This window comes from Novosphingobium clariflavum (genome assembly GCF_026420865.1).
Taxonomy (GTDB): Bacteria; Pseudomonadota; Alphaproteobacteria; order Sphingomonadales; family Sphingomonadaceae; genus Novosphingobium; species Novosphingobium clariflavum.
This window is the reverse complement of sequence record NZ_JAPCWC010000003.1, coordinates 149,589-176,159: the sequence shown is the minus strand read 5'-3', so window position 1 is coordinate 176,159 and position 26,571 is coordinate 149,589. Positions and strand designations below refer to the sequence as shown.

Genomic DNA, 26,571 nt, shown 5'->3' with positions numbered 1-26,571 from the left:
GGGTATAGGGTCGCCCTTCCTTAAGGGCCAGTGAATAGCTGGGAGTTTCTTGAGGGCTTCCCAAGTTCCGCAGCCAAGCCATTCGAACTGCCCATATAATGCAACAGTCGACGCATCCATTGCGCCGCGACTTTCAGGTGATCGAGGCGGCGACCACCCTTCCCGCACTTGACCCCGCGCGCACGCCCCCTACATCGCGAGAACCATGTACATCGAAACCGAAACCACGCCGAACCCCGCCACGCTCAAGTTCCTGCCCGGCCGGCAGGTCATGCCTGCGGGCACGCGCGAATTCACCTCGCCCGAAGCAGCAGAGGCCTCGCCGCTGGCACAGGCCCTGTTCGACCTCGGCGACGTGACCGGCGTGTTCTTCGGCGAACACTTCGTTTCGGTCACCGCCGCCCCCGGTGTCGAGTGGAGCGATCTCAAGCCGCAGGTCGTCTCGGTCCTGCTCGACCATTTCGTTTCGCAGGCCCCGCTCTTTGCCGGCGGCAGCGCCAGCGGCTTCTCGGTCCCGCCCGAGGAGGAGGAAGACTATGGCGACGATCCCGCCGATGCCGACATCGTCGACCAGATCAAGGACCTGATCGAAACCCGCGTACGCCCGGCCGTGGCCAATGACGGCGGCGACATCGTCTATCGCGGCTACCGTGACGGCGTGGTCTACCTTGCCATGCAAGGCGCCTGTTCGGGCTGCCCCTCGTCGAGCGCCACGCTCAAGCACGGCATCGAGAGCCTGCTGAAGCACTATGTCCCCGAAGTCACCGAAGTGCGCGCGGCCTGACCGCAAGCAGGCGACTTCACGACCCATGACCTCATCCCACGATAACCGCATGCTGGTGATCGACAGCGCCACCGAAGCCTGTTCGGTCGCGCTGTTCGAAAATGGCGAATTGCTCGCGGGCGACCATCGCCTGCTCGGGCGAGGCCATGCCGAAGCGCTGGTGCCGATGATCGCGGCCCTTCCCGGTCGCGGCCGTGCCGGTCGCATCGCCGTGGCGCTTGGACCAGGCAGTTTCACCGGCGTACGCGTAGGCCTGGCGGCCGCGCGCGGACTGGCCCTGGCCTGGGGCGCCGACGTGGTGGGCTACCCCACGCTCGATCTCGTTGCCGCGATCGCCCGCGCCGAAAGCGGCACCCGGCCGGTGGCCGTGGCGATGACCGGCGGCCACGGCGAATGGTTCATCGAGGGCTACGACACGGACGGCACGATCATCCGTCCGCTGGCCTCGCTGCGCCCCGCCGAAGCCGCCGCAGCCAGCGCCGAGGAACTCGTCGCGGGAACCCAGGCCAAGGCGCTGGTTGCCGCACGCCAATTCGGCGAGGCGCTGGAAATCTGGCCTGATGCTCGCCGCGTGACATTGCTGCCCCCCTCCACCTTCACCACCGACATCCAGCCGCTCTATGGCCGCGCGCCCGACGCCAAGCCGATGGTCGCGGCTGCCGCAACCGACCCGAAAGGCGCCGCCCAACGATGATCGACGACCTCGACCGCATCATGTCGGTGATGGAAACGGCCTTCGACCCCAACTGGGGCGAGGCCTGGAACCGCCGACAGGTCGACGACGCCCTCCTCCTTGGCAATTGCCACTATTACCTGATCTCACCGGCCGGCACGCCGGTGACCGGCGACGAGGAAGCGGCCGGCTTTTCGCTTTCGCGCACCGGCTACGAAGAAGAGGAACTGCTGCTGCTGGGCGTGAAGCCGCAGTTTCGGCGCCTTGGACTGGGCCGCGCCATTCTCGACGCGCTGCGTCTTGCCGCAGCCCGGCGCGGCGCCAGACGCCTGCTTCTCGAAATGCGGCGCGGCAACCCTGCGCAATCCCTGTATTGCGATTTCGGCTTCTATTCCATCGGCGAGCGCAAGGACTACTACCGAACGCAAAATGGAGAGCGCATCGACGCCCTGACTTTCGCTTGCGACATCTGTGATGGAAATTTGTCGAACTTGTAATTACCCGTACAAATCGACCTTTATTGCCCCTCGATTAACAAGCGATAACTGGAACTTTAGTCGCAACTTGTGAATAATCTTGAATTGCAGACCAGATTGGTCCAAGGCCGAAATCGCGGAAGAGAAGCGCACGTCGATTCCGCTCGGTAAAGTCGCAAAAATAAATCGAGGTCGTAAGAAAATGGACACCATCCAGGTTGATGCCAACGAGACGTTGATCACGCTCACTTCGGACATCGTCGCCGCCCACGTCAGCAACAACAGCGTCAGCGTCGAGGATCTCCCCTCGCTGATCACCAACGTCTATGGCGCGCTTGCCGGTCTCGGCACCACCACCGTCGTCGAGGAAGAAAAGCCTGAGCCCGCCGTTTCGGTGCGCGCCTCGGTCAAGCCCGACTACATCGTCTGCCTTGAGGACGGCAAGAAGCTGAAGATGCTCAAGCGCCACCTCATGACCCACTACAACATGACCCCGGAAGAATACCGCGTGCGCTGGAACCTGCCCGCAGACTACCCGATGGTCGCCCCGAACTACGCCGAAAAGCGTCGCGAGCTGGCCAAGAAGATCGGCCTCGGCCGCAAGCCCAACGCGCGCCGCGGCCGCAAGCCCAAGTCGGCCGCCGCCTGATAGAGGCGCGGATGTCGCCGCAACCCGGCCCCGATCCACACAAGCTCGGGTCGAAGCTGCGGAAAGACAGGCCTGCCTTGGCCCACAAAGGTTGAGATTGGAGGCGCACCAGCCTACATAGCCGGTGCGCCTCTTTTCATTGATACAGGTCAAACGTGCATCAACCAATCGACATCGAAGCCCTCTGCGCCGAACGCGGCCTGCGTATCACCGAACAGCGTCGGGTGATCGCCAAGGTCCTGTCCGAAAGCACGGACCACCCCGATGTGGAGAAACTGCACCAGCGCGCTGCAGCGCTCGACCCGGGCATCTCGATCGCCACGGTCTACCGTACCGTGCGCCTCTTCGAAGAGGCCGGCATCCTCGACCGTCACGATTTCGGTGATGGCCGCGCCCGCTACGAAGCCGCCCCCGAAGCCCATCACGACCACATGATCGACGTCGAGAGCGGCGCCGTCATCGAATTCGTCGACCCCGAACTCGAAGCGCTCCAGCGCCAGGTTGCCGAACGCCTCGGCTTCCGCCTCGTCGACCACCGCATGGAGCTGTTCGGCGTAAGGATCGAGCGCGAGGACGGCGAAACCCGCAAGTGAATACGGCTGCGGCGACTTCCTCCGCGAAGCGCCGCATTCCGCTGCGGGGCTGGCCGATCATCGCATTGCGCCTCGCGGCCCTGCTCGCCACGCTGCTTGCCTGCCTTGGCGCCTATTACCTGCTGGCACCGTTCACCCGCGCCAATCCGGTTCCACGCCGATTCCTGCGCGCGGTGGGCATGATCTGCGGGCTGCGCACGCGCCTTGTCGGCTCTCCCCCCGCCCGGCGCGGCGTCCTGCTTGCCAACCATGTTTCCTGGCTCGACATCCCGGCGCTGGCCGGCGCGACCGGCACTGCCTTTGTCGCCCACGACGGCCTGGCCGGGATCGACCCGCTGCGCTGGCTTTGCGAACTGAACGACACCGTCTTTGTCGCCCGCCACGACCGCCGCTCGGTCGCCGCCCAGATCGAGCAGGTCCGCCGCGCCATCGCGGATACCGGCCGCCTGGCGATCTTCCCTGAAGGCACCACCAGCGACGGCAGCCGACTGCTGCCGTTCAAGTCCTCGCTGCTTTCCGCCGTGGATGCCGATTGCGACGCCCTCGCCATCCAGCCGATCTGGCTCGATTACGGCCCTCAGGTGGCCGACATTGCCTGGGTCGGCGCCGAGCCGGGCCTCGGCAACGCGCTGCGCCTGCTGGCGCGTTGGCGCCCGATCCGTCTCACAGTGCATTGCCTGCCGCCCTTGCCCGCCGAACAACGCACCGATCGCAAGGCGATCGCCCGCCATGCGCGCGAGGCGATCGAGCAGGTCATGACACGCTCGCGCGCTGGATAAGCCCGCTACCAACAAGAATGGCCCGGAAAGCGACTTTCCGGGCCATTCTTGTTGGTAGCGGGCGAGCGCCGATCAGCGCGTCGCGTTGTAGGCCAGCTGATCGTCGGTCAGCTGGAACCCGACCAGCACCTCGAAGCTGGCGCGGGCAACCGCGGCCTTGACGTCAGGCTGCGCCAGCGGATCGACGGCGGCATCCTGATCGCCGGCCTTGCGCGGACGGGTGATGCGCTCACGAATTTCGGCGGGCAGCGTCGCGGCAGCACGATCGATATAGGCCGTGCCGGTGCCGTGGGCCTGCGCCCGGTCCTGACCGTCGGCAAAGGTGATCTGCACCTGGCCGACGCGCTTCGAAACGACCGCCGAACCGCCCTGCAGCACGCTCACGAAGATCGGCAGCGTCACCTGACGGGCGCCCTGCTTGTCGTTGCGACGAGCCAGGACGTCGAAGCTCACGGTAGCGGTGACCTTGTCGGTCGCCTGTGCGCCGCCACGATCGCTGCATTCGCTGCGCACGTTCGTCATTGCCGCGACCATGTCGATGTTGGTCGAGGTCTTGTCATTCGGCGCGCGGAACAGGGTCATGTCCCCGGTATAGTCGGGGATGCCCACGGCCGGGCATGCGGTGCGCACGGACGTGATGCCGACCCCCGAATCGACCACGATATCGCCCTTCTTTGCACAACCGCTCAGAGCGGTCACCGCGGCGGCGGAGCAGAGGACGGTAGCAGTCAGGCGGCGTGCATTCATCGGTACATCCCTCGAGTGGCGTGCGCTTGCCCTAGCGGCGCGCGCGGCAAAGCGCTAGAGGCCCATTCATGAACGCGCCCTTTCCGTCCGAGAAGACGCTCGCCACGAATGCGCCCTTGCGCCTCCTGATCGCCGCCCCGCGCGGCTTCTGCGCCGGGGTCGACCGCGCCATCGACATCGTCGAGCGTGCGCTCGAGATCTACGGCGCACCGGTCTACGTGCGCCACGAGATCGTCCACAACAAGTACGTGGTCGACAATCTGAAGGCCAAGGGCGCGGTGTTCGTCGAAAGCGTGGACCAGGTTCCGGACGGCGTGCCGGTGATCTTTTCCGCGCATGGAGTACCCAAGTCGGTGCCTGCCAAAGCCTCGGCGCGCGGCCTCGAGTGGCTGGATGCCACCTGCCCGCTGGTCAGCAAGGTCCACCGCCAGGCCGAGCGCCAGATCGCCGACGGGCGCCACATCCTGTTCATCGGCCATGCCGGCCATCCCGAGGTGATCGGCACATTCGGACAAGTGCCCGAAGGCAACATGACGCTGATCGAAACGGTGGAAGACGTCGCCACCATCGCCGTGCCCGAGGACCGCGAACTCGCCTATCTCTCGCAGACCACGCTCTCGGTCGACGATACCCAGGCGATCATCGCCGCCATCGAGGCGCGCTTCCCGCAGGTCGTCGCGCCCAAGCAGGAAGACATCTGCTACGCGACCTCCAACCGCCAGGCCGCCGTCAAGCAGATCGCGCCAAAGTGCGAACTGGTGCTGGTGATCGGCTCACCCAAGAGCTCGAACTCGCTGCGTCTCGTCGAAGTGGCGGAGCGTTCGGGTTCGGTCGGCCGGATGATCCAGCGTGCCTCGGAGATCGAACCTGCCTGGTTCGACGGCCTGACCAGCGTCGGCCTCACTGCCGGGGCTTCCGCGCCCGAGGAACTGGTCAACGAAGTGATCGCCCGTATCGGCGAACTGCGCGATGTCACGGCCGAGCAGGTCGTCACCGCGCAAGAGACCATCACGTTCAAGCTGCCGCGCCAACTGGCGCGCTGAGGATCTTTCGCACATGGCAGTCTATACCCGGCTCGGCGCCGAAGAGATGGCGGCGATCGTCGAGGCTTTCGACGTCGGCGCCCTGATTTCCGCCAAGGGCATCGCCGAGGGCGTGTCCAACAGCAACTGGCTGATCGAAACCCAGCAAGCGGAGGCTTCGCGCCGGTTCATCCTGACGGTCTACGAAAGCCGCACCGACATTACGGAATTGCCGTTCTTCCTCGATCTGCTGGACCATCTGGCGGCGCGCGGTTGCCCGGTGCCACGCACCATGCATGACCGTGACGGCGCCAGCCACCGCCTGATCGATACGCCGGAAGGCCAGAAGGCGCTGGCGCTGATCGAGTATCTGCCGGGCGTCTCCGTGTCGGAACCCACCGTGGGGCAGGCTCGTGCCGTGGGCGCGGCACTGGCACAGATCCATCTGGCGTCGGCGGACTTTCCGATGGAGCGCGCCAATTCGCTGGACCTGCCTGCATGGCAGCAGCTTCTGGGCGATTGCGGACACGAGGGACTTGCCTCGATCGACACCGGTCTTGCCGCACTGGTGGAACGGGAACTCCCCACCCTCGCCAGCCAGTGGCCGTCCGACCTGCCGCGCGGCGTGATCCATGCCGACCTGTTCACCGATAACGTGCTGATGCTGGGCGACACCGTTACCGGCCTGATCGACTTCTATTTCGCCTGCACCGACATGCTGGCTTACGATGTGGCGGTCACCCATTCGGCGTGGTGCTTCTCCAATGACGGCACACGCTTCGACGCCGCTCTCTCGAATGCCCTGATCGAAGGGTACGAGAGCGTCCGCCCGCTCTCCGCCGCAGAACGCGCCGCCCTGCCGGTGCTGGCCCGCGGCGCTGCCGTGCGTTTCCTGTCCACCCGCGCCTACGACTGGCTGAACACGCCCGAAGACGCGCTTGTCACCCCCAAGGACCCGATGGCTTTTGCCCGCCGCCTCGAATTCTATGCCGATCCGGCCAATCACGGTATCTTCGGCGCATGAAGAAGGTCGACGTCTTCACCGATGGCGCCTGCAAGGGCAATCCCGGCCCCGGCGGCTGGGGCGTGCTGCTGCGCATGGGCGTGCACGAAAAGGAAATGGCGGGCGGCGAGCCTGACACCACCAACAACCGCATGGAGATGACCGCCGTCATCAAGGCGCTCAATGCGCTCACCGAACCTTGCGAGGTCACGCTCCATACCGACAGCAAGTACGTGATCGACGGGATCACCAAGTGGGTCCACGGCTGGAAGAAAAAGGGCTGGGTCAACGCCAGCAAGCAGCCAGTGCGCAATGCCGACCTCTGGCACGACCTGATCGAGGCCAGCGGCCGCCACAAGGTGGACTGGCAGTGGGTGCGCGGCCATTCCGGCCATGCCGAGAACGAGCGCGTGGACAAGCTGGCGAGCGACGCGGCGGTCGCAGCCGCCAAGGCCTAAGGGCTTGCCCGGCCGGCTGCTGACACTCGGCACCTTCCGCCAGAACTTCAGGCAGGAAGCGCGCGCGCTGATCACACCCGGCCCGCGCATGGCGGACGAGTGGGCCTGCGTCGCCTCGGTCATGCTTTCGATCGTCATCGCCCATCTGATCGGCGCGAAGATGGTCGGCTGGGCGGCCTTCACGGCGTTTGTCCTGCTCAAGAGCGGGGCTTCGGAAACCATGCTGCGCGGCGTGCTGCGCATCGTCGGCACGGCTCTCGGCTCGTTGCTAGCGCTGGCGGTCGTGCCCTGGGCGGCCCACTCACTGCCGCTGGCGATGGCGAGCGCGGCGATCGTCGGCGCCGTCGGGCTCTACGGCATGATCACCGCGCGGCGGGCCTATGCCTGGCTGCTGTTCGGCCTGACCTTCGAGATGGTGCTGCTCGACAAGCTGGAGCACCCCGCGCTCGACACCATCGATTTTGCCCAGACCCGCCTGCTGGAAGTGATCGCGGGCACCATTGCCTGCGTCCTCGTCAGCCTGACGACGGCCACTCTGGCGGGCCGCAAGTGGCTCGACCTGCAAGCCCCCCGGCCCGAACGCATGGGCTGGCACTCCAACGCCGCACGCCACGCTGCGCAGGCGGGTATCGCCATTTCCGTGCTGCCGCTGCTGCATGCCCTGTTCGACCTGCCCGAAATGGCGCAGGCGGCCGTCACCGTGATGGCGGTGATGATCGTGCCGATCGGTGGCATCGGCGCCAGCGGTTTCGCGCCGGTCACGCGCCGCCTGTTTCTGCGCACGATGGGCTGCCTTGCAGGCGGCGCGCTGGCGCTGACCGTGCTGCTGATCGCACAAGGCAATACCCCGGTGCTGATCGCGGGAACGTGCCTGGGTATCGTCATCGGTCGCCATATCGAGAACGGGCTCCCGCAGATCACCTACCTCGGCCTGCAGTTCACGCTGACGGTGCTGGTCGTGCTGGTCCCCGATTCCTACGCCGACGCGCATATCCTGCCGGCCATCCAGCGCCTGATCAGCATCCTGATCGGCATGGCGGTGCTGGAGCCGGTCCTGCTGGTATGGCACTTCCTCGCGCCGGGCCGAAAGCCGCCCGAACGCGCGGAAGATGCCAGCGGGTCGGAGTAACTATTCCGTCGTGGTGTCCACGACTTCGGCGGGCGGGCCGTTCTTCTTGATCGATTCGATCGCATTCTTCGCCGAGGCCTTGCTCGAATAGCCCTCGGTCCAGAAAATCGTTTCGGCGTTGTAGACGAAGTAAGCGACGAACTCTCCGGCCTTGTTCTTCCGGATCTCGAATCGATGCGCCATTTCCGGTTCTCCTGTGCGAAACGGTCCCCCCCGCGCAGATACTTGAACAGTAATCGAGCGCAGGCAAGCGGGAGTTCAAACAGTCACGAACCGATCCGGGACATAGGGCGCGGGATCGACGTCGCCGCCCTTCTCGCCAAGCAGCAGGGCCGCTCCCAGCACAGCGGCAGCCGGCGCGGTCTGGATGCCGAAACCGCCCTGCCCGGCGAACCAGAAGAATGCCGGGTCGGCGGGATCGAAACCATAGACCGGCAGCCGGTCCGGCGCGAACGAGCGCAGCCCCGCCCAGCGATGCTCGACCCGCTCGACCGGCCAGTCGACGACGTTCTCCAGGCGGTCAATGGCCAGCGCCACGTCGATTTCCTCGGGTGCGGCGTCGCAAGCAACACTGGGCGTCTCGTCATGCGGGCTCAGCCAGAGGCGGCCATGCTCGGGCTTGAAGTAGAACGTCTCGCCCACATCGAGCACCAGCGGCAGGTCGCCGGGCACCGGGCGGCCCACCGCAAGCTGGGCCACCGTGCGGCGATAGGGCGCGATGCCCAGCGGACGCGCACCGGCCAGCCGCGCCACCGGATCGGCCCAGGCGCCCGCCGCGTTGGCCAGCACGTCGCAGGTGACCTCGGTGCCGTCAGCAAGCGCCAGCAACCAGCCCTGCGCGGAGCGCGTTGCCCGTCGCAAGCCCGCACGGCAGCGGATCTCAACCCCCTCACGGCGCGCTGCGGCGAGATAGTGCTGATGCAGCGTGGCCACGTCGATGTCGCAGGTGCTCGGCTCCAGCACGCCCGATGCCCAGCCGCCCCGCAGGCCCGGCACCCGCGCTGCGATCCCGGCACGGTCGAGCACATGCACCTCGACCCCGAGATCGCCATAGACCCGCGCGAATCGCTCAACGTCGGCCTGCTCACCCGTTCGGCCCAGCGTCAGCGCGGATCGCGGCGCCAGCACGCCCAGCGCCCGCAGTTCCGCACCGGATGCCGCGGTAAGCGGCTGGACCCGCGGGCCGCCGTAGCTCTCGGTCCAGAACGCGGCAGAACGGCCGGTGGCGTGATAACCAGGGTGCTCTTCCGCCTCGATCACCAGCACGCTGGCTTTGCCGCCTAATCGCGCAGCCAGCGAGGCACCGGCCATGCCGGCACCCACCACGATGATATCGAACCTCGTTTGCATAGGGCCTCAGCCCCTAGCGGGCGCATTCCGGTTCAGGAAGTCCCGGATCGTCGCCAGCGCGGAATCGCGGATCGAATCGGCCTCGCGCAGGATCTCGTGGCGGCATTCCCTGCCCCAGTGAACCAGTTCGCCTTGCGGCAAGCGCGCCGCAGCCCGGCGAATCGCCGGCCAGGACACGAGGCCGTCATGACGCGTCGCGAGCAGCAACACCGGCACTTCGACCGATTCGAGCACCCCTTTCGCTTCCAGCCCGCGGATCGAGGCGAGCGCCCGTTCGATCCAGCCCCAGCTGGCCGGGCCCATCGCCATGGCCGGACGCTCCAGCCGCCACCACGCCTCGTCGGCATAGCGCCCCTCGTCGTGGGTAAGCAGCTTCATCCGGGCGTGAGGGACAAGCTGCGGCTTTTCGTTATGTTTCCAAGCCGGGCGGCGCGGATCGCCGAGAGCGCGGATCACGCGTGCGACCGGATGCAGCACCCAGCTGGGAATCGCAGCCGGATGGATGCCCAGCATCGGCGCGGAGAGCACCAACGCCTCGGGAGCAACCCGCCGCTCCGCCACCGCACGCATGGCCAGATGCCCGCCCATCGAATGGCCGACCAGTACCAGCGGCCCCGGCCGTTCCTGCGCCCAGTCCTTCCAAAACAGGGCAAGATCGTCGATCCAGAGGCCGAAATCGTCGACATGCCCGGTCATGCCATCACGCCCGAGCCGGCCGCTCAGCGCCTGTCCGCGCCAGTCAATCGAGGTAACTGCCCAGCCTTCCGCATGCCACTGTTCCAGCGTCTCCAGCCACTTCTCGTAGGCATCGCCGCGCCCCGGCAGGAACAGCAGCGACCCGCGCGGCGCAGCCGGCACCGGCCAGTCGATCCGGCGGATCTGGCTTTTGCCGTCGCTTCCCGTCCAGCGGCTTTCGACGACACCAGGCGGTATGGCGCGGCGGCCCCGGCCAGCCCCCTCCATCACATTGAACGCATGGGAAATTTCGGAAATTTCGATGGTCACGTGATGAATTCCAGCCTCAGTGTACTGGTTACTATTTGGTAAGTGATGCCCGCTAGATCATTCCCTTGTTAAGGGGGGTACTAACAGATGCAATCGGCGTATTTTTCGTACGCATTGCTGGCCGCATTGGCAACCGCGCTGGTCGTGGCGGCCGTGACGGACATCAAGCGCCGCGAGATCGCGAACCGGCTCAATGCCGGCATCGCCCTGGCCGCGCCGCTGTGGTGGCTGTCGATCGGCCTAGGCTGGACCGGCATCGGCATTCAGATCGGCCTTGCCCTCGCGACTTTCGCGATCTGCTGCGTGCTGTTCGTGCTGCGCCAGATGGGCGGCGGCGACGTCAAGCTGCTCGCCGCGCTGGCGCTGTGGTTCGCGCCTGCTCCCTTTCTCCAGCTGATCGTGCTGATGGCCGTGGTCGGCGGCGGCGCCTCGGTGGCAATGGCTGCCTTCAACATGGAACGCCGCCCGGGCGAGGCCCTGTGCGACATCGGCGCCTGGCTGGTCGCGGCAGGCTGGACCTTTGTGGCGGCGGCCATGGCCTGGGCGCTAGCGACAGGGCGACCGCTGATCTCACCGGAACTGGTCGATTCGCTGCTGTCCTCGTCGCGCTCTCCCGCGCTCGTTGCCGCCGGCACGCTGCTGGGCCTGCTCGCGCTGTTCGCACTCGGGTTCTTCCATATCAAGCGCCGCCAGAAATCGCGCCTGCGCGTGCCCTACGGCGTTGCCATCGCCGCAGCGGGCCTCTGGGTCGCTGCGGCCACCGGGATTTCGGCCTTTCATGCCGCCCCCGTGTTGGGGTGAACCTGATTTTAACCAATTTGCCCGAATGTACGCATAGTTAATCGGGGACACTCAGGGGGCTTCCTAGCCATGGATAAGAAGAAGCTGGTGCTGCTGGTCATTGCGCTGCTCGTCGCAGCCGGGACCGCCATTGCCGCCAGGTCGATGTTCAGCGGCGCGTCGGCGCCCCAGGCCGGTGCCGCCACCGCCGTCGCGCCGACGGGCCCCAAGGTCCTCGTCGCCCAGCGCGCCCTGCCGGTGGGCACGATCATCACCGCCGATTCGGTCTCCTATCAGGACTGGCCCAAGGAACTGGTGAAGGACGCCTACTTCATCGAGGGCGAGGCCGACATGCAGAAGCTGATGGGCACCGTTGTCCGCTACCCGATCACCGCCGGCCAGCCGATCACCCAGGGCGGCCTCGTCGCACCGGGCGACCGCGGCTTCCTCGCCGCCGCGCTGGCGCCGGGCATGCGTGCGGTGACGATCCCCGTTTCCGCCAAGACCGGCGTCGGTGGCTTCGTGTTCCCGGGCGACCGCGTCGACCTCGTTCTGACGCAGGAAGTGACCGGCAACGACGGCACCCCGCCGCTGCGCGCCTCGGAAACCATCCTGCGCAACTTGCGCGTGCTCGCCACCGACCAGGCCACCGACCAGGACGTCGTCGACGGCAAGACCGTGGTCAAGGCGGTCAGCACCGTGACACTCGAAGTCAGCCCCCGCATCGCCGAAAAGGTCGCCGTCGCGCAGGAGCTGGGCACGATCAGCCTGTCGCTGCGCTCGATCGCCGACAACCAGGGCGAGTTCGAACGCATCCTCGCCGCCGGCCAGGTCAAGGTCCCCGAAGGCGCGACCAAGGCACAGGAAGAACAGATCATGCGCACCGCGATGGCCCAGCCGATCGAAGGGAACACGACTTACGTGACCGGCGGCGATGTCTCGCGCTTCCAGCGCTCCAGCCGTCCCTCGATGCAGGGCAACGCACCGGCCCAGCCGGTGGTCGCCGCCGGACCGCCCGCCCAGGCCGCCACGGTCGCACGCGTCGTCCCGATCGGTCCGGTGGTACGCGTCACCCGCGGCAAGGACGTCTCCGTCGAACCGGTAAGCAGCCACTGATGCGCCCCGCTGCAATCGCGCCCACCGGCGCCAAGGTCGCCACCAACCGCATTCATCCGCCGAAGGTCAAAACGATGAACACGCGCCTTCTCAAATCCCTGCTGCGTGCCGCCTGCGTGCTTTCGCCGCTGGCCATCCCGGTCGCCGCGCCGATCACCGCGCAATCGGTGGTCCGCCCGGCCCAGGACATCTCGCTCTCGATCGGCAACGGCCAGCTCATCAACGTGCCCGGCACGATGACCGACGTCTTCGTGTCCAACGACGCGGTGGCCGACGTGCAGGTCAAGTCGCGTAACCAGTTCTACCTGTTCGGCAAGGCCGGCGGCACCACCACGGTCTATGCCAGCAACGCCTCCGGCGCGGTGGTCTGGTCCGCCACGATCCGGGTCGGCTCGAACATCGACAGCGTCGGAGCGATGCTGCACCTGGCGATGCCCGACGCCAGGATCGCCGTCTCGACGGTGGGGTCCAGCACCTTCCTGCTGACCGGCACCGTCAAGACCCCGGAAGATGCCGCCGAGGCCGAGCGCCTGGTCCAGGCCTATGTCGGCAAGGACGGCAACGTCATCAGCCGCCTGCGCATGGCAACCCCGCTTCAGGTGAACTTGCAGGTGCGCATTGCCGAAGTCAGCCGCACGCTGGTCAAGTCGATGCAGTCGAACATCACCACCGTCGACGGCACCGGCGGCTTCAAGTTCGGTCTCGGACAAGGGCGCTCGGGCTGGTACACCCAGTATAGGCCCGACGGCACCTCGCTCGGCATGGGCACGACGACCTCGACCACGGCCAGCGCCGTTTCGCCGATCACCAGCGGCAGCACCCTTGCGGCCACCGGCAAGCTGTTCGGCCTCAACATCCTCGGCGCGCTCGATGCCGGCGAGACGGTGGGCCTGGTGACCACCCTCGCCCAGCCCAACCTCACCACGCTTTCCGGCGAAAGCGCCGAGTTCCTGGCCGGCGGCGAGTACCCGATTCCGATCGTGCAGGGCACCAACAGCTCGAACGTCACGATCGAGTACAAGAAGTACGGTGTCTCGCTCAGCTATGCGCCGACGGTCCTGGCCAACGGCCATATCTCGATGCGGGTACGCCCCGAAGTCTCGGAACTCTCGAGCGAAGGCGCCGTCACTCTCAACGGCTTCGAGGTACCCTCCCTCACCGTGCGCCGCACCGAGACCACGGTGGAACTGGGTTCCGGCCAGAGCTTCATGATCGCCGGCCTGCTCAGCAACAACTCTCAGAACACCATCCAGAAGCTGCCCGGCGCCGGCGACCTGCCGATCCTCGGCTCGCTGTTCCGCTCGACCAGCTACAAGCGCGGCGAAACCGAACTGGTCATCGTCGTCACGCCCTACCTCGTCAATCCGGTCGACGCCGCCGACATCAAGCTGCCGACCGACGGGTTCAATGCGCCCAACGACCTGCAACGCCTGCTCGGCAACATGGCCAGCGACGGCAGCTCGGGCGACAAGCGCCCCGCAGCAACCTCGGCGCCCTCCTCGGGCGGCACACCGGCCGCACCCGCGGTCGGCAACGATGCGCGCACCAGCGACAGCCGCAGTTCGAAGGCCTCCGCGACGAGCGGTGCCAAGCCCGGCTTCAGCCTGAAGTGAGAAAGGTGATACCGATGAACACGTCCAAGATCGCCTTGTGCACCGCCGCGCTTTCCCTGGGCCTCGCGCTCGCCGGTTGCGGCGGCGTTCCCACCAACCGTTCGATGAATTCGGTCAACCAGCCGGTGGTCGAGAAGGTCAACTACGCACTCGACGTCGGCACCGATGGCGGCGGTCTCGCCTATGGCGAACAATCGCGCCTCGCCGGCTGGTTCGAGGCCATGACCGTGAAGTACGGCGATCGCATCTATGTCGAGGATCCCGGCGGCAATCCCGCGACCCGCAGCGCAGTCGAATCCGTTGCCGCACGCTTCGGCCTCCTGCTGAGCGAAGGCGCCCCGGCGACCGACGGCTATGTCGCCCAGGGCAAGGCCCGCATCGTTCTGGTCCGCAGCAAGGCCTATGTGCCCGGTTGCCCCAACTGGGCCTCGAACAGCGACTTCAACCCTGCCAACGGGCTCTCCAGCAACTATGGCTGCGCGACCAATTCGAACCTTGCCGCCATGGTCGCCAACCCGGAAGACCTGCTGCACGGCGCCACCAATGACACCGGCGTAAGCGTTCGCAGCGCCAAGGCCATCGAGGCCTACCGCGCTGCCGACCCGTCCGGCAAGGGCGGCGGCCAGCTTCCCTCCACTTCGAGCAAGGGAGACTGATCTCGTGAACGCACCCTGGAAATCCGGCGGCCCGAGCGGGCGTGACCAGTTCGCCGCCTACCTGTGCGACGAAGCCTCGCTCGACGTGCTGCGCCCGATCGCCATCGAAATGGGCTGGCAGCCCGAAAAGTGCAACAAGGGCGGCCTGCGCAATGCAGTGCAGTCGCTGGCCATCACCGCATCGCCCAACATCCTGCTGGTCGACCTGTCGGAAAGCGGCGACCCGCTCAACGACATCAATGCCCTCGCCGAAGTCTGCGAGCCGGGCACGGTCGTCGTGGCGGTGGGCCAGGTCAACGACGTGCGCCTCTACCGCGACCTCATCGCCAGCGGCATCCACGACTACCTGCTCAAGCCCCTCCAGCCCGCACAAGTGCGCGACACGCTGGCACAGGCCCAGGCCGTGTTCACCGCGCCGCGCCACCATGACGGCGGCATCGCCAAGTCGCACATTTCGACCGCGGTGATCGGCACCCGCGGCGGCGTCGGCGCCTCGACGCTGGCGACCTCGCTGGCCTGGCTGTTCAGCGCCGACAACAAGCTGCCGACCGCCCTGCTCGATCTCGACATCCATTTCGGCACCGGCGCGCTGACCCTCGATCTTGAACCCGGCCGAGGCCTGACCGACGCGATCGAGAACCCCAGCCGCATCGACGGACTGTTCATCGAACGCGCAATGATCCGCGCCAACGACAATCTCGCGATCCTCTCCGCCGAAGCGCCGATCAGCACCCCGCTGATGACCGACGGCTCCGCCTTCCTCCAGCTGGAAGAGGAGTTCCGCCAGGCCTTCGAGATGACCGTGGTCGACCTGCCGCGCAACATGCTGATCAACTTCCCGCAACTGGTCGCGGAAGTGAACGTGGTGGTTCTGGTCACCGAACTGACGCTGGCCTCGGCCCGCGACACGATCCGCATGCTCTCCTGGTTCAAGGCCAATGCCCCGCACACGCGCGTCATCATCGTCGCCAACAAGATGCAGTCGGGCGTGGCCGAGATCAGCAAGACCGATTTCGAGGCCTCGATCGAGACCCGCATCCATGTCAGCATTCCCTATGACATCAAGGCGGCATCGCTGGCGGCCAAGCTCGGCCAGACGTTTGTCGATGCCAATCGCTCGACGCGCGCCGGCAGCGCCATCCGCGAACTCTCGCGCATGATCATCGAGGAAGGCGGCGAAGGCGCAGGCCCGTCCGGTTCCGCCAAGGACCAGGGCGGCAAGACCTCGCTGCTCGGCAAGTTCGATCTCAAGGGCATCATGAGCAAGGCCTCCAAGAAGGAAACCGCGGCCTGATCGCAGTGCCTGGCGGGCCCGTCGCAGGACCGGCCCGGCAGGCACCGCAAGGCCCCGATGAAGGCGAGCGACGGGAATGAATCTGATCCCCATCCTGATGTTGGCAGTCGGCCTCACGGCCGTGATCGGGCTGCTCTGGGCCGCCTTTGCCGGTCCCTCGCCCGACAAGGAGAAGACGCGCCGGCTCAAGGGCGTGCGTTTCCGCCATTCGCAGAGCGCGACCGACCGGGTCGAGGCGCAGATGCGCAAGGCCGTCGCCGCTCGCAAGCCGCGCACCCACAAGGTCGCCGGCTCGGGTTCGCGCATCGATGCGCTCGCGCTGCGGCTCTATCGCTCGGGCCAGAGCTGGACGATCCCGCAATATCTCTACACCTCGCTGGGTATCGGCCTTGGCGTGACCGCACTGGTCTTCGTGAAATCCGGTGTACTGCCCTTCGCGCTTGCCTTCGGCCTGTTCACCGGCGCGGCGCTGCCGCACTTCGTGCTGAACAAGCTGATCAGCCGCCGCACGAACGCCTTCAACGTCAAGTTCGCCGACGCCATCGACCTGCTGGTGCGCGGCCTGCGCTCTGGCCTTCCCGTCACCGAGACGCTGGGCATCGTCGCCCAGGAGATCCCCGGCCCGGTCGGCGAGGAATTCAAGCTGGTGACCGAGCGCATGAAGATCGGCAAGACCATGGAGGAAGCCCTCCAGAACACCGCCGATCGTCTTGAAATTCCGGAATTCAACTTCTTCTGCATCACCCTCGCGATCCAGCGCGAGACCGGCGGCAACCTGGCCGAAACGCTCGCCAACCTGGGCGACGTGCTGCGCAAGCGTTCGCAGATGAAACTCAAGATCCGCGCCATGAGCTCGGAATCGAAGGCCTCTGCCTACATCGTCGGCTCGCTGCCCTTCATCGTCTTCGGCATGATCTACTGGATCAACCCCGGCTACATCGGAAAGTTCTTCATCGACGAACGCCTGATGGTCGCGGGCATCGGCGGCGGCATCTGGATGGGCATCGGCGCCTTCATCATGGCCAAGATGGTCAGCTTCGAGATCTGAGCGGAAGGAACCAGGCACCATGCTCAACCAACCCGCCGGTCCGACGCTTCTGGGCTTCGACGTCTATTTTGTCGGTACCCTGCTCTCGCTGGTCGCTGCCGCCTCCGTGATCCTCGCGATCTACGCGGCCGTCACCGTGCGCGATCCGATGGCCAAGCGCGTCAAGGCGCTGAACCAGCGCCGCGAAGCCCTCAAGACCGGCATCATCACCACTAATGCCAAGAAACGCGCCTCGGTCGTGCGCCGCAACGAGACGACCGACAAGCTCGGCAGCGTGCTCGGCGCGATGCGCGTGCTGCAGGACAGCCAGCTCAAGGTCATCCAGCAAAAGCTGGCGCAGGCCGGCATCCGCGACAAGGAATGGGCCGTCGCCGTCGTCTTCGCCCGCATGGTCGCGCCGATCGTGCTGGGCGGCACCGCCGCGCTGCTGATTTACGGCATCGACTATTTCCCCGAATGGAGCGCCTTCAAGAAGTTCATGGGCTTCGCAGCGATGCTGCTGGCAGGCTACAAGGGCCCGGACATCTTCCTGCAGAACCTCATCACCAAGCGCACCGACCTTATCCGCAAGGGTCTGCCCGACGCACTCGACCTGCTGGTGATCTGCGCCGAGGCCGGCCTCACCGTCGACGCCGCCTTCGACCGCGTCGCCCGCGAACTGGGGCGTGCCTATCCGGAACTGGGCGACGAGTTCTCGCTGACCTCGATCGAACTCTCGTTCCTGACCGAACGCCGCCAGGCATTCGAGAACCTCGCCTACCGCGTCAATCTCGATGCCATGAAAGGCGTGGTCACGACGATGATCCAGACCGAGCGTTACGGCACCCCGCTGGCCTCGGCGCTGCGCGTGCTCTCGGCCGAATTCCGCAACGAACGCATGATGCGGGCCGAGGAAAAGGCCGCACGCCTGCCCGCCATCATGACCGTGCCGCTGATCCTGTTCATCCTGCCCACGCTGTTCGTCGTCATTCTCGGCCCGGCGGCCTGTTCGATCGCCGACGCCTTCTCGGGCGGCGATCCGCATCCTCCGAAATAACCGAGACAGGCAGCCCGAATCGAAATCCCCTCCGCGGCACCCGTCGCGGAGGGGATTTCTTTTGTGGCATTGCCCTGCTCCCACGCCTGTCTGGAGCGCTGGTACGGACCTACTGCGCGAAGGCGCGGATCACCCGCGCAGGAACCCCCGCAACAAGAACGTTCGGGGGAATATCCTTGGAAACGAGCGCCCCAGCGGCGACAACGCTCCCCTGGCCAACCTTGACACCCGGCAAAATGGTGACCGATGCGCCAATCCAAACGCCCTCGGCAATTGTCACCGGCTTGGTGAAAAGCTCATGGCTGGCACGCCGTGAAGAATCTTCGGTCAGATGATGCGAAGATGTGATGATGGAAACGCCAGGGCCGATGCGAACGTTGTTACCGATAGATACGGCCCCACTCCCTTCAACAAGAAGGTTCTTATTCGCAAATACATCACAACCGATGTCGACTCGGCAATCCGTAAAATTGACGCCCGAGCCCACATAAGTTCGTGCCCCGATGCGACTGCCCCCCACCATCAGTCGGAAACGGCGGCTATACCATGCGATACGTGTCAGAGCGCGCTTGATCATGATCTAAACCGTAACTGAGCCGCATGACATATTTCAACCTTTTAATGCCAATGTTGCCATAGCGAAAAAGCTGGCAACAAGATTGCCTGTTCGGGAAAGACTGCAGCACAACATCAGGGCCTGGGCATATCCCCCTGCCTGGATGCAGATGGATCGCCGGATCGGGCAGGAGTATCCGCCAGTCAACGCCTGGACGTCGATAGGCCCCGGCCTGCCCAGCGCAACCACTCGACCGAACGCCATGAAAAGGGCTCTCGCAGGTCGCCGGGCAGGATTTGACTGTTGATAACTCAATTTTCCGCTTGCCAGCGAGCCGAACTCCCGCCAAAGGGCCGTCCTCCCCAGCGCAAGCAGGGGACGCGGTCGAGCCACCCAGGGTCGATCTGCTGAAATGATTGGGGCCTTAGCTCAGCTGGGAGAGCGCCTGCATGGCATGCAGGAGGTCAGCGGTTCGATCCCGCTAGGCTCCACCATTTCCTTGCCGCCAACGCGGATTTCCTAAAAATATCAATCAGTTCAGACAGGAACTTCAACCAGTTCCACGATCTCGAACTGGTAGCTTTTCCAACCGCGCATGCGCTTGGCATCTTCGCTTGCGGCACGCTTGCGCTTCGCTTCGGCCAGCGAGCGCTCGTGACCCCAGAACACCTCGGTCTTGCCGTTTTCCAGCTCGGCGACGATGCGCCAGTAATGGGTGAACGAATCGGACGTGGGCCCGATGGTCTTCACATAACCATCGGGCATCGTGGCCGTCAGATAGCGCTTCTTTCGCCTTGCCATGGCCGCTCAGCCGCGATCCAGCACCCTGCCCGCCACAGCATCGAGCCTTGCCACCAGACCGCCATCACGAGCATCGGCCGCGGTGATCAGGGCATGGTCCAGCGCATGGTCGATCGGGCTATGGGTTCGCTCCGCCGGCAGCGTGGCCGCCAGCAGGCGCAGCGTCTGGCGCGCGATCCGGGCATTGGCGTGCATCACTTCGAGGACATGGCTCACCTCGACGCCCGCCTCGTCCTCGCGCCAGGCATCATAGTCGGTGACCATGCCGAGCATCGCGTAAGGCAGCTCAGCCTCGCGCGCGAGGCGCGCTTCGGGCATGCCAGTCATGCCGATCACGTCCGCCCCCCAGGCCCGGTACATCCGGCTTTCCGCCCGCGTGGAGAACTGCGGGCCTTCCATGGCCAGATAACAGCCGGCCGGATGGACCGCGGCCCCGGCCAGCCTCGCTGCCTCGCCCGCCAGGCGGGACAGGCGCGGGCAGACCGGATCGGCCAGCGAGACATGCGCCACCATGCCGGTGCCGAAAAAGCTGCCGTTGCGGCCATGGGTGCGGTCGATGAACTGGTCGACCATGACCATGTGCCCCGGCGCCATCTCCTCGCGCAGCGAACCGATGGCCGACAGCGCCAGCACGTCGGTGACCCCGCAGCGCGCCAGCACGTCGATGTTGGCGCGGTAGTTGACCGCGGAAGGCGGGATCCTGTGCCCCGCTCCGTGCCGGGCAATGAAAGTGAAGCGGATGCCCTCCAGGCGCCCGGTCACCACCGGCCCCGACGGCTCTCCGAAGGGCGAGGAGACCGCGATCTCCTGCGCCTCTTCCAGTTCGATTCCGGCCGTCAGCCCCGATCCGCCAATGACCCCGATGTGCCAGAAGCTGCCTTTTTCAGCGCGCAAGAATACCTGCCATGATGATGTCGATGGTATGCTCGCGATAGCGGTCGCGCAGTTCCTCGGTCAACGTGTCCTGACCGAAACAGTGCTTGAGAACCAGCCGCGCCGAGAAGAACCGGTCCACTGCCCCCGTCACCGTGAAATAGAACAACTGCGGGTCGATCTCGCGAAACACCCCCGCGTCGACGCCGTTTCCGATAAGCTCCTCGTAAGCCCGGTAAATCGGCGAAAGATAGCAATCGGCGATCCGGCGCGCCTCGGCATCGTCGCTCTCGCGCACCATGCGCATGGTCAGGCGGTTGAGGTAGGGCACCTCGTAGAAGGTATCGACAACCTTCCACAAGTGCCGCCGGAGCTTGGCCTCGGGCGACCAGCCGTCCTTCGCCAGCAGCGCATCGACACTGGTGACGATGGACTGCCAGTCGCGATCGAGCAGCGCCTTGAGCAGTCCGGCCTTGTTGCCGAAGTAGTACTTCACCAGCGCCGAATTGAGCCCGGAACGCAGCGACAGTTCGGACAGCGATATGTCGACCACATCGCCCTCGCGCATGATCGCACTCGCCGTATCGAGAAGCTGCGCCCGCGCGCCCGGCGGAGGCGTACCCTCCTCATGATTGCCGCTACCCTGCGCCATCTCGGTCGCTTACTTCGGCCCCATGCGGATCGCGCCGTCGAGACGGACGCTCTCGCCATTGAGATAGTCGTGTTCTAGCATGAACAGCGCCAGCTTCGCGTATTCCTCCGCCTTGCCGAGACGCTTGGGGAACGGCACCATCGCCGCCAGCGCATCCTGCACCTGTTGTGGCATCGCCGCCATCATCGGCGTCTCGAAGATGCCCGGCAGGATGGTGTTGACGCGAATGCCCTCGCTCATGAGATCGCGCGCCACCGGCAGGGTCATCGCCAGTACGCCGCCCTTCGAGGCACCATAGGCCGCCTGCCCGATCTGGCCGTCCTGCGCCGCCACCGAAGCGGTGTTGACGATCGCCCCGCGCGCACCGAACGCATCCACCGGATCAAGGCTGACCATGCCTGCGGCCGACTTGCTGATGCAGCGGAAAGTGCCGACGAGATTGATCGCGATGACCTTCTCGAACACCGCCATGTCGTGGGCGCGCGGCTCCCCGGTTTCGCGGTTCTTGCCCACGGTCTTGGCAGCCGGCGCAATGCCGGCACAATTGACGAGCACACGCTCCTGGCCGTGGGCCGCCCTGGCCTTGGCAAAGCCGGCCTCGACGCTGGCATCGCTGGTGACGTCGACAGCGCAGAAAACCCCGCCGATCTCGGCGGCAATCGCCTCGCCGGCAGCTTCGTTCAGGTCGAAGATAGCGACCTTCACGCCCCTGTCGGCCAGCGCCCGGGCGGTGGCAGCCCCCAGTCCCGATGCCCCGCCGGTCACTACCGCGGCCATGCTGCTGTCCAGAATCATTGCCTTTTTCCTTTTCCTGCCCCGGCGATGAAGCGTCGTTTTTCACCGCCCGCTTTTTCAGCGTGCCCTAAATTTAAGCACCCGGTTAAAAGCAGCCGAAGGCACGGTCAATGCGCAAGCTGCGAACGCCGCGACCGCGATACAGGATTTCCCCGAGACACCCGTTGCTGCAATTTTATTGCAGTTCACGACAGCCCGACAACAGCTGTGTTACCAGTGCTATGCCGCAGAAACAGGCACGATTCCCGACTGACTGTTTGTTTTGGCATCACCCCGTGTTGCAGGAATAGCACAACATTGCAGCCAAATTGCGCCACGCGGCAAATTGCATTGAAACATACCCCTCCCGGCGCAACAAAACCTTCATGGCAGTAATACGCTTTCCGGCGTCAGGCTGCCTGCATCCGGGTCGCCCACCAGAGATTGGTCACGCTTCATTGGTGGGCGGACGAAAGCAACAAGGGACACACCAACGTGAACACCAATCTGAAAAAGGCTGCTCTTCGCAGCGCGACCTGCGTCGCTGCGTTCGCCATCGGCACGACCGGCGCCTACGCGCAGGACGCCGAGGCCGACGCAGCCACCGCCAACCCCGCACAGGAAATCGTCGTTACGGGTTCGCTGATCCGTAACCCGAACCTCCAGTCGAACCCCGTTCTGACCACCACGGCAGACCAGATCGAACTGAAGCAGAGCAACACTGCAGAAGACATTCTGCGTGAAATCCCCGGCATCGTTCCCAGCGTCGGCTCGGCCGTCAACAACGGCAACGGCGGCGCATCGTTCGTCAACCTGCGCGGCCTGGGTTCCAACCGCAACCTCGTCCTGCTCAACGGCGACCGTCTGGTCCCGGCAGAACTGAACGGCCGTTTCGACCTTAACAACATCCCCGTCGCCCTGGTGGAACGCGTTGACGTTCTGACCGGCGGCGCGTCCACCACCTACGGTGCGGACGCCATCTCGGGTGTCGTCAACTTCGTCGTCAAGTCCGACTTCACGGGCCTGGAAGCCAACGTCTCGAACCAGATCACCGAACGCGGTGACGGTGCCTACGTACGCGCCGACCTGACCATGGGTGCGGACTTCGACGACGGCAAGGGCAACGTGGTCTTCGCAGTCGGCTACCAGCAGTCGGACCCGGTCTACCAGGGTGACCGCAGCTTCGCCGCTTCGAGCATCGACTCGTACTCGGGCAACATCAGCGGCTCGGGCACCACGAGCCCGTCGCGCTTCAGCAACGTCAACGCCCTGGGCATCGACAACGGCAACGGCACCCGCCAGATCACCGCTGACGGCACCGGCTTCCGCACCACCAGCGCCTTCGACGCGTTCAACTTCAACCCGTACAACATCTTCCAGACGCCGTTCGAACGTTTCAACATGTTCGGCCAGGCCAAGTACGAAGTGAGCGACGCGGTCGAAGTCTACACGCGCGGCATCTTCTCGAAGAACACCGTCAAGACCATCATCGCGCCCTCGGGCTCGTTCAGCGGCCTCTCGGTCGTGATCCCGCTCAGCAACCCGTACATGACCGCTGCGCAGCGCAATGCCTTCTGCGCCCGCGACATGAACTCGGCTGCCGGTGTCTACACCCCGCTCTACACCCAGGCGCAATGCGACGCCGCTGCTCTTGCGACCGACCCGAACGATCCGAACTACCGCACGGTGACGACCGGTCTCTACCGTCGTGCCACCGAATTCGGTCCGCGCGTCTCGGAATTCACCACCACCTTCTTCGACTACAAGGCCGGTGCTCGCGGCGGCATCACCGACTCGATCAACTGGGACGTTTCGGGCGCCTACGGCGAATCCGAAAACATCCAGACCCAGAAGGGCTACTGGCTGAACAGCCGCGTCCGCAACGCGCTGCTCGCCACCAACACCGACACCTGCCTCGACGGTTCGGATGACTGCGTCCCGCTCAACGTGTTCGGCCCCGACGGTTCGATCACCGACGCGATGAACCAGTACCTCACCGCCAACAGCCAGGTCGTCACCAAGACCTCGCTCGCGCAGGTCCGCGGCCTGATCAACGGTGACATCGGCTGGAACGTTCCCTGGGCCACCGACAGCGTCGCTTTCGCTATCGGTGCCGAATACCGCAAGTACACCGCTTCGCAGGAATCCGATCTCCTGTCGCAGTCGGGTGACCTTGGCGGCTCCGGCGGCGCGTCGCCGAACATCTCGGGCGGCTACGACGTCTACGAAGCGTACGGCGAACTCGTCGTGCCGATCGTCCAGGACAAGCCCTTCTTCGAAGAGCTGACGGCTCAGGGCGGCGCTCGTTACTCCAGCTACACCGTCGATGCCCCAAGCAAGCCGGGTTACAAGACCTGGACCTGGAACGTTGGTGGCACCTGGGCACCTGTCCGCGCCTTCAAGATCCGTGGTAACTATGCGCACGCCGTGCGCGCGCCCAACATCGCGGAACTGTTCGCGCCGAACAACACCGGCCTGACCAACCTTGCCGTCGATCCTTGCGCCGGCAGCGCTCCGCTGACCAACGCCAACCTGGCCGCAGTCTGCACCGCACAGGGCGGCGGCGCCTACCTCGGCCTGATCGAGAACGATCCGGCCGGCCAGGTGAACTACACTTCGGGCGGCAACCTTGCGCTGAAGCCCGAAAAGTCGAACAGCTGGAAGCTCGGCGCCGTGTTCCAGCCGGACTTCCTGCCCGGCTTCTCGGCAACGGTTGACTACTACAACATCAAGGTCACCGACGCGATCACCCAGCCCACCCCGGGCGACGCGATCAGCGCCTGCTTCGACAACCTGACCGCAGCCAGCGCCACCAGCGCCGCCTGCACCATCATCCAGCGCGACCCCTCGTCGGGTAACCTGTTCGGTGAAGCTGCGACCACGCCGGGCCTGTTCCTGGGTCTCACCAACCAGGGTACGCTCAAGACCGACGGCATCGACTTCACGGTCAACTACGGTCGTGACCTCGGCTTCGCCCAGCTCTCGCTCGCTCTGAACGGCAACTGGACCGGCAGCTCGAAGTTCAAGGCTTCGCCTTCCTCGATCAACCGTGACTGCGTTGGCTACTACTCGGTCAACTGCACTTCCATTCAGCCCGAATGGCAGTTCTCCGAACGTACCACGCTGTCGTTCAAGGACTTCGACGTGTCGCTCCTGTGGCGCTACATCGACAAGGTCACCTATGAACCGGCAGCCTATGCCGACGATCTGGCCGCTGCCAATGCCGCGAACGATGGCCTGGCTGCCGCCGCGCAGCCTTGCCCCGATCCGGAAGGCGCCGACGCCGGTGGCTGCATGGTCAATCCGGAATACCGCAAGATTCCGGCCAAGAGCTACTTCGACCTGTCGGGCCGTGTTCACCTGAACGAAAACCTGACGCTGACGCTGACGGTGCAGAACCTGCTCGACACCAAGCCCAAGGTTGTCGGTTCGACGATCGGCGCCACCGCCTACAACAGCGGCAACGTCTACCCGTCGACCTACGACACCCTGGGTCGTCGTTACGCCGCGGCTCTGAAGTTCAACTTCTGATCTGCGCGCTAAGCCAAAAGGAAAGGGCCGGTGGAAACACCGGCCCTTTTTTTGTCCCCACGTCGTGGCACCGCGCGCTCCCGGAGGCGGGCGGGCGGGCGCACACTACCTAGGCCAGAAGCGGCCGCGACAGGGTCATCGGCACACCGGCATTCGCGGCAAGCACGGAAGCCCAATGGGCGACCTTCTCGATTTCCTCGCCGTGTACCCGCAGCCCTTCCTTCGCCTGCCGTTCCCGCTGCCCCGCCTCGAAGGACGTACCGTTCTTGGCATCGCGCGTGAAGATCGGGCCGCCGACAATCTCCGAGATCGTCTCGCGCGACATCGGCACCGAGAACAGACCGGCCAGCGCGACAAGCGCATCGATCGGCCGGGCCACCAGGACTTCACTGTCCAGCGTCGCCACCCGGTCGCCGTATTGCGCGGTCAGTGCTTCGAACTGGCGTTGCTGCGCCAGCCATCCCACCGCCGCCACCTGAATATCGGTCAACCCGAGGTACTGCTCGCGCGCCAGGCCGAGTGGCGCCAGCATGCCTTCAAGCTCTAGCTTCTGGAACAGGTCGCGCACCCACAGGCGCCCCCACATGCCCTTGCGCGCGATCGAGGCCAGATAGGTCTCCAGCGGCGCGTGAAGCAGCAAGGCGCGCGCCTGGGGTCGTAGCGCCAGGATCCCCGGGATCAGCGCATTGACCACGTTGGACGGCTTGACGACAACCGCTTCTGCGGGGCCGAACGGGCGTGCCAGCATGTGCAGGCTGTGATCCAGGACACGCGCGACATCCGGCCCCTTGGCACCGCGATGGCGCCAGCCGACAATATCGTTGAGCAGCGTCGGTTCCTTGAGGCCGATCGACAGCCCAGGGCTATCGAAAGCCGCAGCCAGCAAGGTCGAGCAACAATAGGCCGAATGGAACACGAAATGGAGCGGCGCGGCTGCCGGTGCATGGGCCATGACGTCGGCACGGCGCAGCACCAGACGCCCCTGATCGCCCAGATGTTCATCGGTCAGGAACGGAATCTGGCCGTGGCCCGCGCGCGGCAGCCTGTGAAAATGAAAGGCGTCGTGTCCTGGATCGTAGCGGTGCGCCAACCATTCGGCATCCTTCACGACATCGCGGATCTGCAACTGGGTATCGGTCATCCCGATCAGCCTTCGCACGCGTCTTCCCGCCT

The 26,571-nt window shown here is 65.4% G+C and carries 28 protein-coding genes and 1 tRNA gene; 19 read left to right on the top strand and 10 right to left on the bottom strand.

Annotated elements, in window-relative coordinates; all coding sequences use genetic code 11:
- The first annotated feature begins 205 nt into the window (after positions 1 to 205).
- The 6 genes from OKA11_RS05220 to OKA11_RS05195 all read left to right on the top strand — a co-directional run bounded on the left by OKA11_RS05220 (position 206) and on the right by OKA11_RS05195 (position 3,954).
- The gene (locus OKA11_RS05220; RefSeq protein ID WP_267219153.1) at positions 206 to 784 is read left to right on the top strand and encodes a NifU family protein; all 579 of its coding nucleotides are present in this window, start codon (positions 206 to 208) and stop codon (positions 782 to 784) included.
- Between the two features lie 25 nt (positions 785 to 809).
- Complete coding sequence (gene tsaB, locus OKA11_RS05215; protein WP_267219152.1) at positions 810 to 1,478, top strand: tRNA (adenosine(37)-N6)-threonylcarbamoyltransferase complex dimerization subunit type 1 TsaB; 669 nt, start codon at positions 810 to 812, stop codon at positions 1,476 to 1,478.
- On the top strand, positions 1,475 to 1,954 hold the full coding sequence (locus OKA11_RS05210) for a GNAT family N-acetyltransferase (protein WP_267219151.1): 480 nt from the start codon (positions 1,475 to 1,477) through the stop codon (positions 1,952 to 1,954). Before tsaB ends, OKA11_RS05210 begins: the two co-directional genes overlap by 4 nt.
- A gap of 181 nt (positions 1,955 to 2,135) precedes the next feature.
- The gene (locus OKA11_RS05205; RefSeq protein ID WP_142634781.1) at positions 2,136 to 2,582 is read left to right on the top strand and encodes a MucR family transcriptional regulator; all 447 of its coding nucleotides are present in this window, start codon (positions 2,136 to 2,138) and stop codon (positions 2,580 to 2,582) included.
- Between the two features lie 155 nt (positions 2,583 to 2,737).
- A complete protein-coding gene (locus OKA11_RS05200) occupies positions 2,738 to 3,175 on the top strand; it encodes a Fur family transcriptional regulator (RefSeq protein ID WP_142634783.1) in 438 nt (145 codons plus the stop codon).
- Positions 3,172 to 3,954 carry a lysophospholipid acyltransferase family protein gene (locus tag OKA11_RS05195; RefSeq protein ID WP_267219150.1) on the top strand — a complete coding sequence of 261 codons (783 nt, stop codon included), beginning with the start codon at positions 3,172 to 3,174 and terminating at the stop codon, positions 3,952 to 3,954. The genes OKA11_RS05200 and OKA11_RS05195 overlap by 4 nt, the downstream gene beginning before the upstream one ends.
- A gap of 72 nt (positions 3,955 to 4,026) precedes the next feature.
- Here the strand turns inward: OKA11_RS05195 and OKA11_RS05190 are convergent, their stop codons facing one another.
- Positions 4,027 to 4,701 carry a hypothetical protein gene (locus OKA11_RS05190; RefSeq protein ID WP_267219149.1) on the bottom strand — a complete coding sequence of 225 codons (675 nt, stop codon included), beginning with the start codon at positions 4,699 to 4,701 and terminating at the stop codon, positions 4,027 to 4,029.
- A gap of 68 nt (positions 4,702 to 4,769) precedes the next feature.
- Here OKA11_RS05190 and ispH point away from each other — a divergent pair, with 68 nt between their 5' ends.
- From ispH to OKA11_RS05170, 4 genes are read left to right on the top strand one after another with little or no spacing between them, the layout of a single operon-like run.
- Positions 4,770 to 5,744, top strand: a complete 975-nt coding sequence (gene ispH, locus OKA11_RS05185) for a 4-hydroxy-3-methylbut-2-enyl diphosphate reductase (RefSeq protein WP_267219148.1) — start codon at positions 4,770 to 4,772, stop codon at positions 5,742 to 5,744.
- A gap of 13 nt (positions 5,745 to 5,757) precedes the next feature.
- Complete coding sequence (thrB, locus tag OKA11_RS05180; RefSeq protein WP_267219147.1) at positions 5,758 to 6,747, top strand: homoserine kinase; 990 nt, start codon at positions 5,758 to 5,760, stop codon at positions 6,745 to 6,747.
- Entirely contained in the window at positions 6,744 to 7,184 is a 441-nt protein-coding gene (rnhA, locus tag OKA11_RS05175) for a ribonuclease HI (protein WP_142634793.1), read from the top strand. Before thrB ends, rnhA begins: the two co-directional genes overlap by 4 nt.
- A gap of 4 nt (positions 7,185 to 7,188) precedes the next feature.
- On the top strand, positions 7,189 to 8,313 hold the full coding sequence (locus OKA11_RS05170) for an FUSC family protein (RefSeq protein ID WP_267219146.1): 1,125 nt from the start codon (positions 7,189 to 7,191) through the stop codon (positions 8,311 to 8,313).
- Here OKA11_RS05170 and OKA11_RS05165 read toward each other — a convergent pair whose 3' ends face one another.
- The 3 genes from OKA11_RS05165 to OKA11_RS05155 form a co-directional block, all read right to left on the bottom strand.
- Positions 8,314 to 8,496: a YegP family protein gene (locus tag OKA11_RS05165; RefSeq protein WP_267219145.1), complete on the bottom strand. Its 183-nt coding sequence runs from the start codon at positions 8,494 to 8,496 to the stop codon at positions 8,314 to 8,316. It lies immediately after the preceding gene.
- A gap of 75 nt (positions 8,497 to 8,571) precedes the next feature.
- Positions 8,572 to 9,663, bottom strand: a complete 1,092-nt coding sequence (locus OKA11_RS05160; RefSeq protein ID WP_267219144.1) for an NAD(P)/FAD-dependent oxidoreductase — start codon at positions 9,661 to 9,663, stop codon at positions 8,572 to 8,574.
- 6 nt (positions 9,664 to 9,669) lie between these two features.
- The gene (locus OKA11_RS05155; RefSeq protein ID WP_267219338.1) at positions 9,670 to 10,626 is read right to left on the bottom strand and encodes an alpha/beta hydrolase; all 957 of its coding nucleotides are present in this window, start codon (positions 10,624 to 10,626) and stop codon (positions 9,670 to 9,672) included.
- 129 nt (positions 10,627 to 10,755) lie between these two features.
- Between OKA11_RS05155 and OKA11_RS05150 the strand changes: the two genes are divergently transcribed.
- The 7 genes from OKA11_RS05150 to OKA11_RS05120 all read left to right on the top strand — a co-directional run bounded on the left by OKA11_RS05150 (position 10,756) and on the right by OKA11_RS05120 (position 18,211).
- Positions 10,756 to 11,469, top strand: coding sequence for an A24 family peptidase (locus OKA11_RS05150; protein ID WP_267219143.1), 714 nt, complete (start codon positions 10,756 to 10,758; stop codon positions 11,467 to 11,469).
- A 69-nt stretch (positions 11,470 to 11,538) separates the two neighbouring features.
- Entirely contained in the window at positions 11,539 to 12,564 is a 1,026-nt protein-coding gene (gene cpaB / locus OKA11_RS05145) for a Flp pilus assembly protein CpaB (RefSeq protein ID WP_267219142.1), read from the top strand.
- Positions 12,565 to 12,638: 74 nt separating this feature from the next.
- Positions 12,639 to 14,177 (top strand): type II and III secretion system protein family protein, encoded by a 1,539-nt coding sequence (locus OKA11_RS05140; RefSeq protein ID WP_267219337.1) that lies wholly within the window; start codon positions 12,639 to 12,641, stop codon positions 14,175 to 14,177.
- 14 nt (positions 14,178 to 14,191) lie between these two features.
- Positions 14,192 to 14,833, top strand: a complete 642-nt coding sequence (locus OKA11_RS05135; RefSeq protein ID WP_267219141.1) for a CpaD family pilus assembly protein — start codon at positions 14,192 to 14,194, stop codon at positions 14,831 to 14,833.
- Positions 14,834 to 14,837: 4 nt separating this feature from the next.
- Complete coding sequence (locus OKA11_RS05130; RefSeq protein ID WP_267219140.1) at positions 14,838 to 16,127, top strand: P-loop NTPase family protein; 1,290 nt, start codon at positions 14,838 to 14,840, stop codon at positions 16,125 to 16,127.
- 76 nt (positions 16,128 to 16,203) lie between these two features.
- Entirely contained in the window at positions 16,204 to 17,175 is a 972-nt protein-coding gene (locus OKA11_RS05125; RefSeq protein WP_267219139.1) for a type II secretion system F family protein, read from the top strand.
- Positions 17,176 to 17,194: 19 nt separating this feature from the next.
- The gene (locus OKA11_RS05120) at positions 17,195 to 18,211 is read left to right on the top strand and encodes a type II secretion system F family protein (protein WP_267219138.1); all 1,017 of its coding nucleotides are present in this window, start codon (positions 17,195 to 17,197) and stop codon (positions 18,209 to 18,211) included.
- Between the two features lie 109 nt (positions 18,212 to 18,320).
- Here OKA11_RS05120 and OKA11_RS05115 read toward each other — a convergent pair whose 3' ends face one another.
- Positions 18,321 to 18,788, bottom strand: a complete 468-nt coding sequence (locus tag OKA11_RS05115; protein ID WP_267219137.1) for a DapH/DapD/GlmU-related protein — start codon at positions 18,786 to 18,788, stop codon at positions 18,321 to 18,323.
- A gap of 397 nt (positions 18,789 to 19,185) precedes the next feature.
- On the opposite strand from OKA11_RS05115, the gene OKA11_RS05110 reads away from it, so the two are divergent.
- Positions 19,186 to 19,261 (top strand) — tRNA-Ala (locus OKA11_RS05110).
- 43 nt (positions 19,262 to 19,304) lie between these two features.
- Here the strand turns inward: OKA11_RS05110 and OKA11_RS05105 are convergent.
- From OKA11_RS05105 to OKA11_RS05090, 4 genes are read right to left on the bottom strand one after another with little or no spacing between them, the layout of a single operon-like run.
- Entirely contained in the window at positions 19,305 to 19,568 is a 264-nt protein-coding gene (locus OKA11_RS05105; protein ID WP_142634810.1) for a hypothetical protein, read from the bottom strand.
- Positions 19,569 to 19,574: 6 nt separating this feature from the next.
- Positions 19,575 to 20,462: an S-methyl-5'-thioadenosine phosphorylase gene (gene mtnP / locus OKA11_RS05100; protein ID WP_267219136.1), complete on the bottom strand. Its 888-nt coding sequence runs from the start codon at positions 20,460 to 20,462 to the stop codon at positions 19,575 to 19,577.
- Entirely contained in the window at positions 20,452 to 21,093 is a 642-nt protein-coding gene (locus tag OKA11_RS05095) for a TetR family transcriptional regulator (RefSeq protein ID WP_267219135.1), read from the bottom strand. Before OKA11_RS05095 ends, mtnP begins: the two co-directional genes overlap by 11 nt.
- A 9-nt stretch (positions 21,094 to 21,102) precedes the next feature.
- Positions 21,103 to 21,888, bottom strand: coding sequence for an SDR family oxidoreductase (locus OKA11_RS05090; protein WP_267219134.1), 786 nt, complete (start codon positions 21,886 to 21,888; stop codon positions 21,103 to 21,105).
- 474 nt (positions 21,889 to 22,362) lie between these two features.
- On the opposite strand from OKA11_RS05090, the gene OKA11_RS05085 reads away from it, so the two are divergent.
- Positions 22,363 to 25,398 carry a TonB-dependent receptor domain-containing protein gene (locus OKA11_RS05085; RefSeq protein ID WP_267219133.1) on the top strand — a complete coding sequence of 1,012 codons (3,036 nt, stop codon included), beginning with the start codon at positions 22,363 to 22,365 and terminating at the stop codon, positions 25,396 to 25,398.
- Between the two features lie 109 nt (positions 25,399 to 25,507).
- Here OKA11_RS05085 and OKA11_RS05080 read toward each other — a convergent pair whose 3' ends face one another.
- Entirely contained in the window at positions 25,508 to 26,557 is a 1,050-nt protein-coding gene (locus tag OKA11_RS05080; protein WP_267219132.1) for a hypothetical protein, read from the bottom strand.
- Positions 26,558 to 26,571 lie beyond the last annotated feature (14 nt).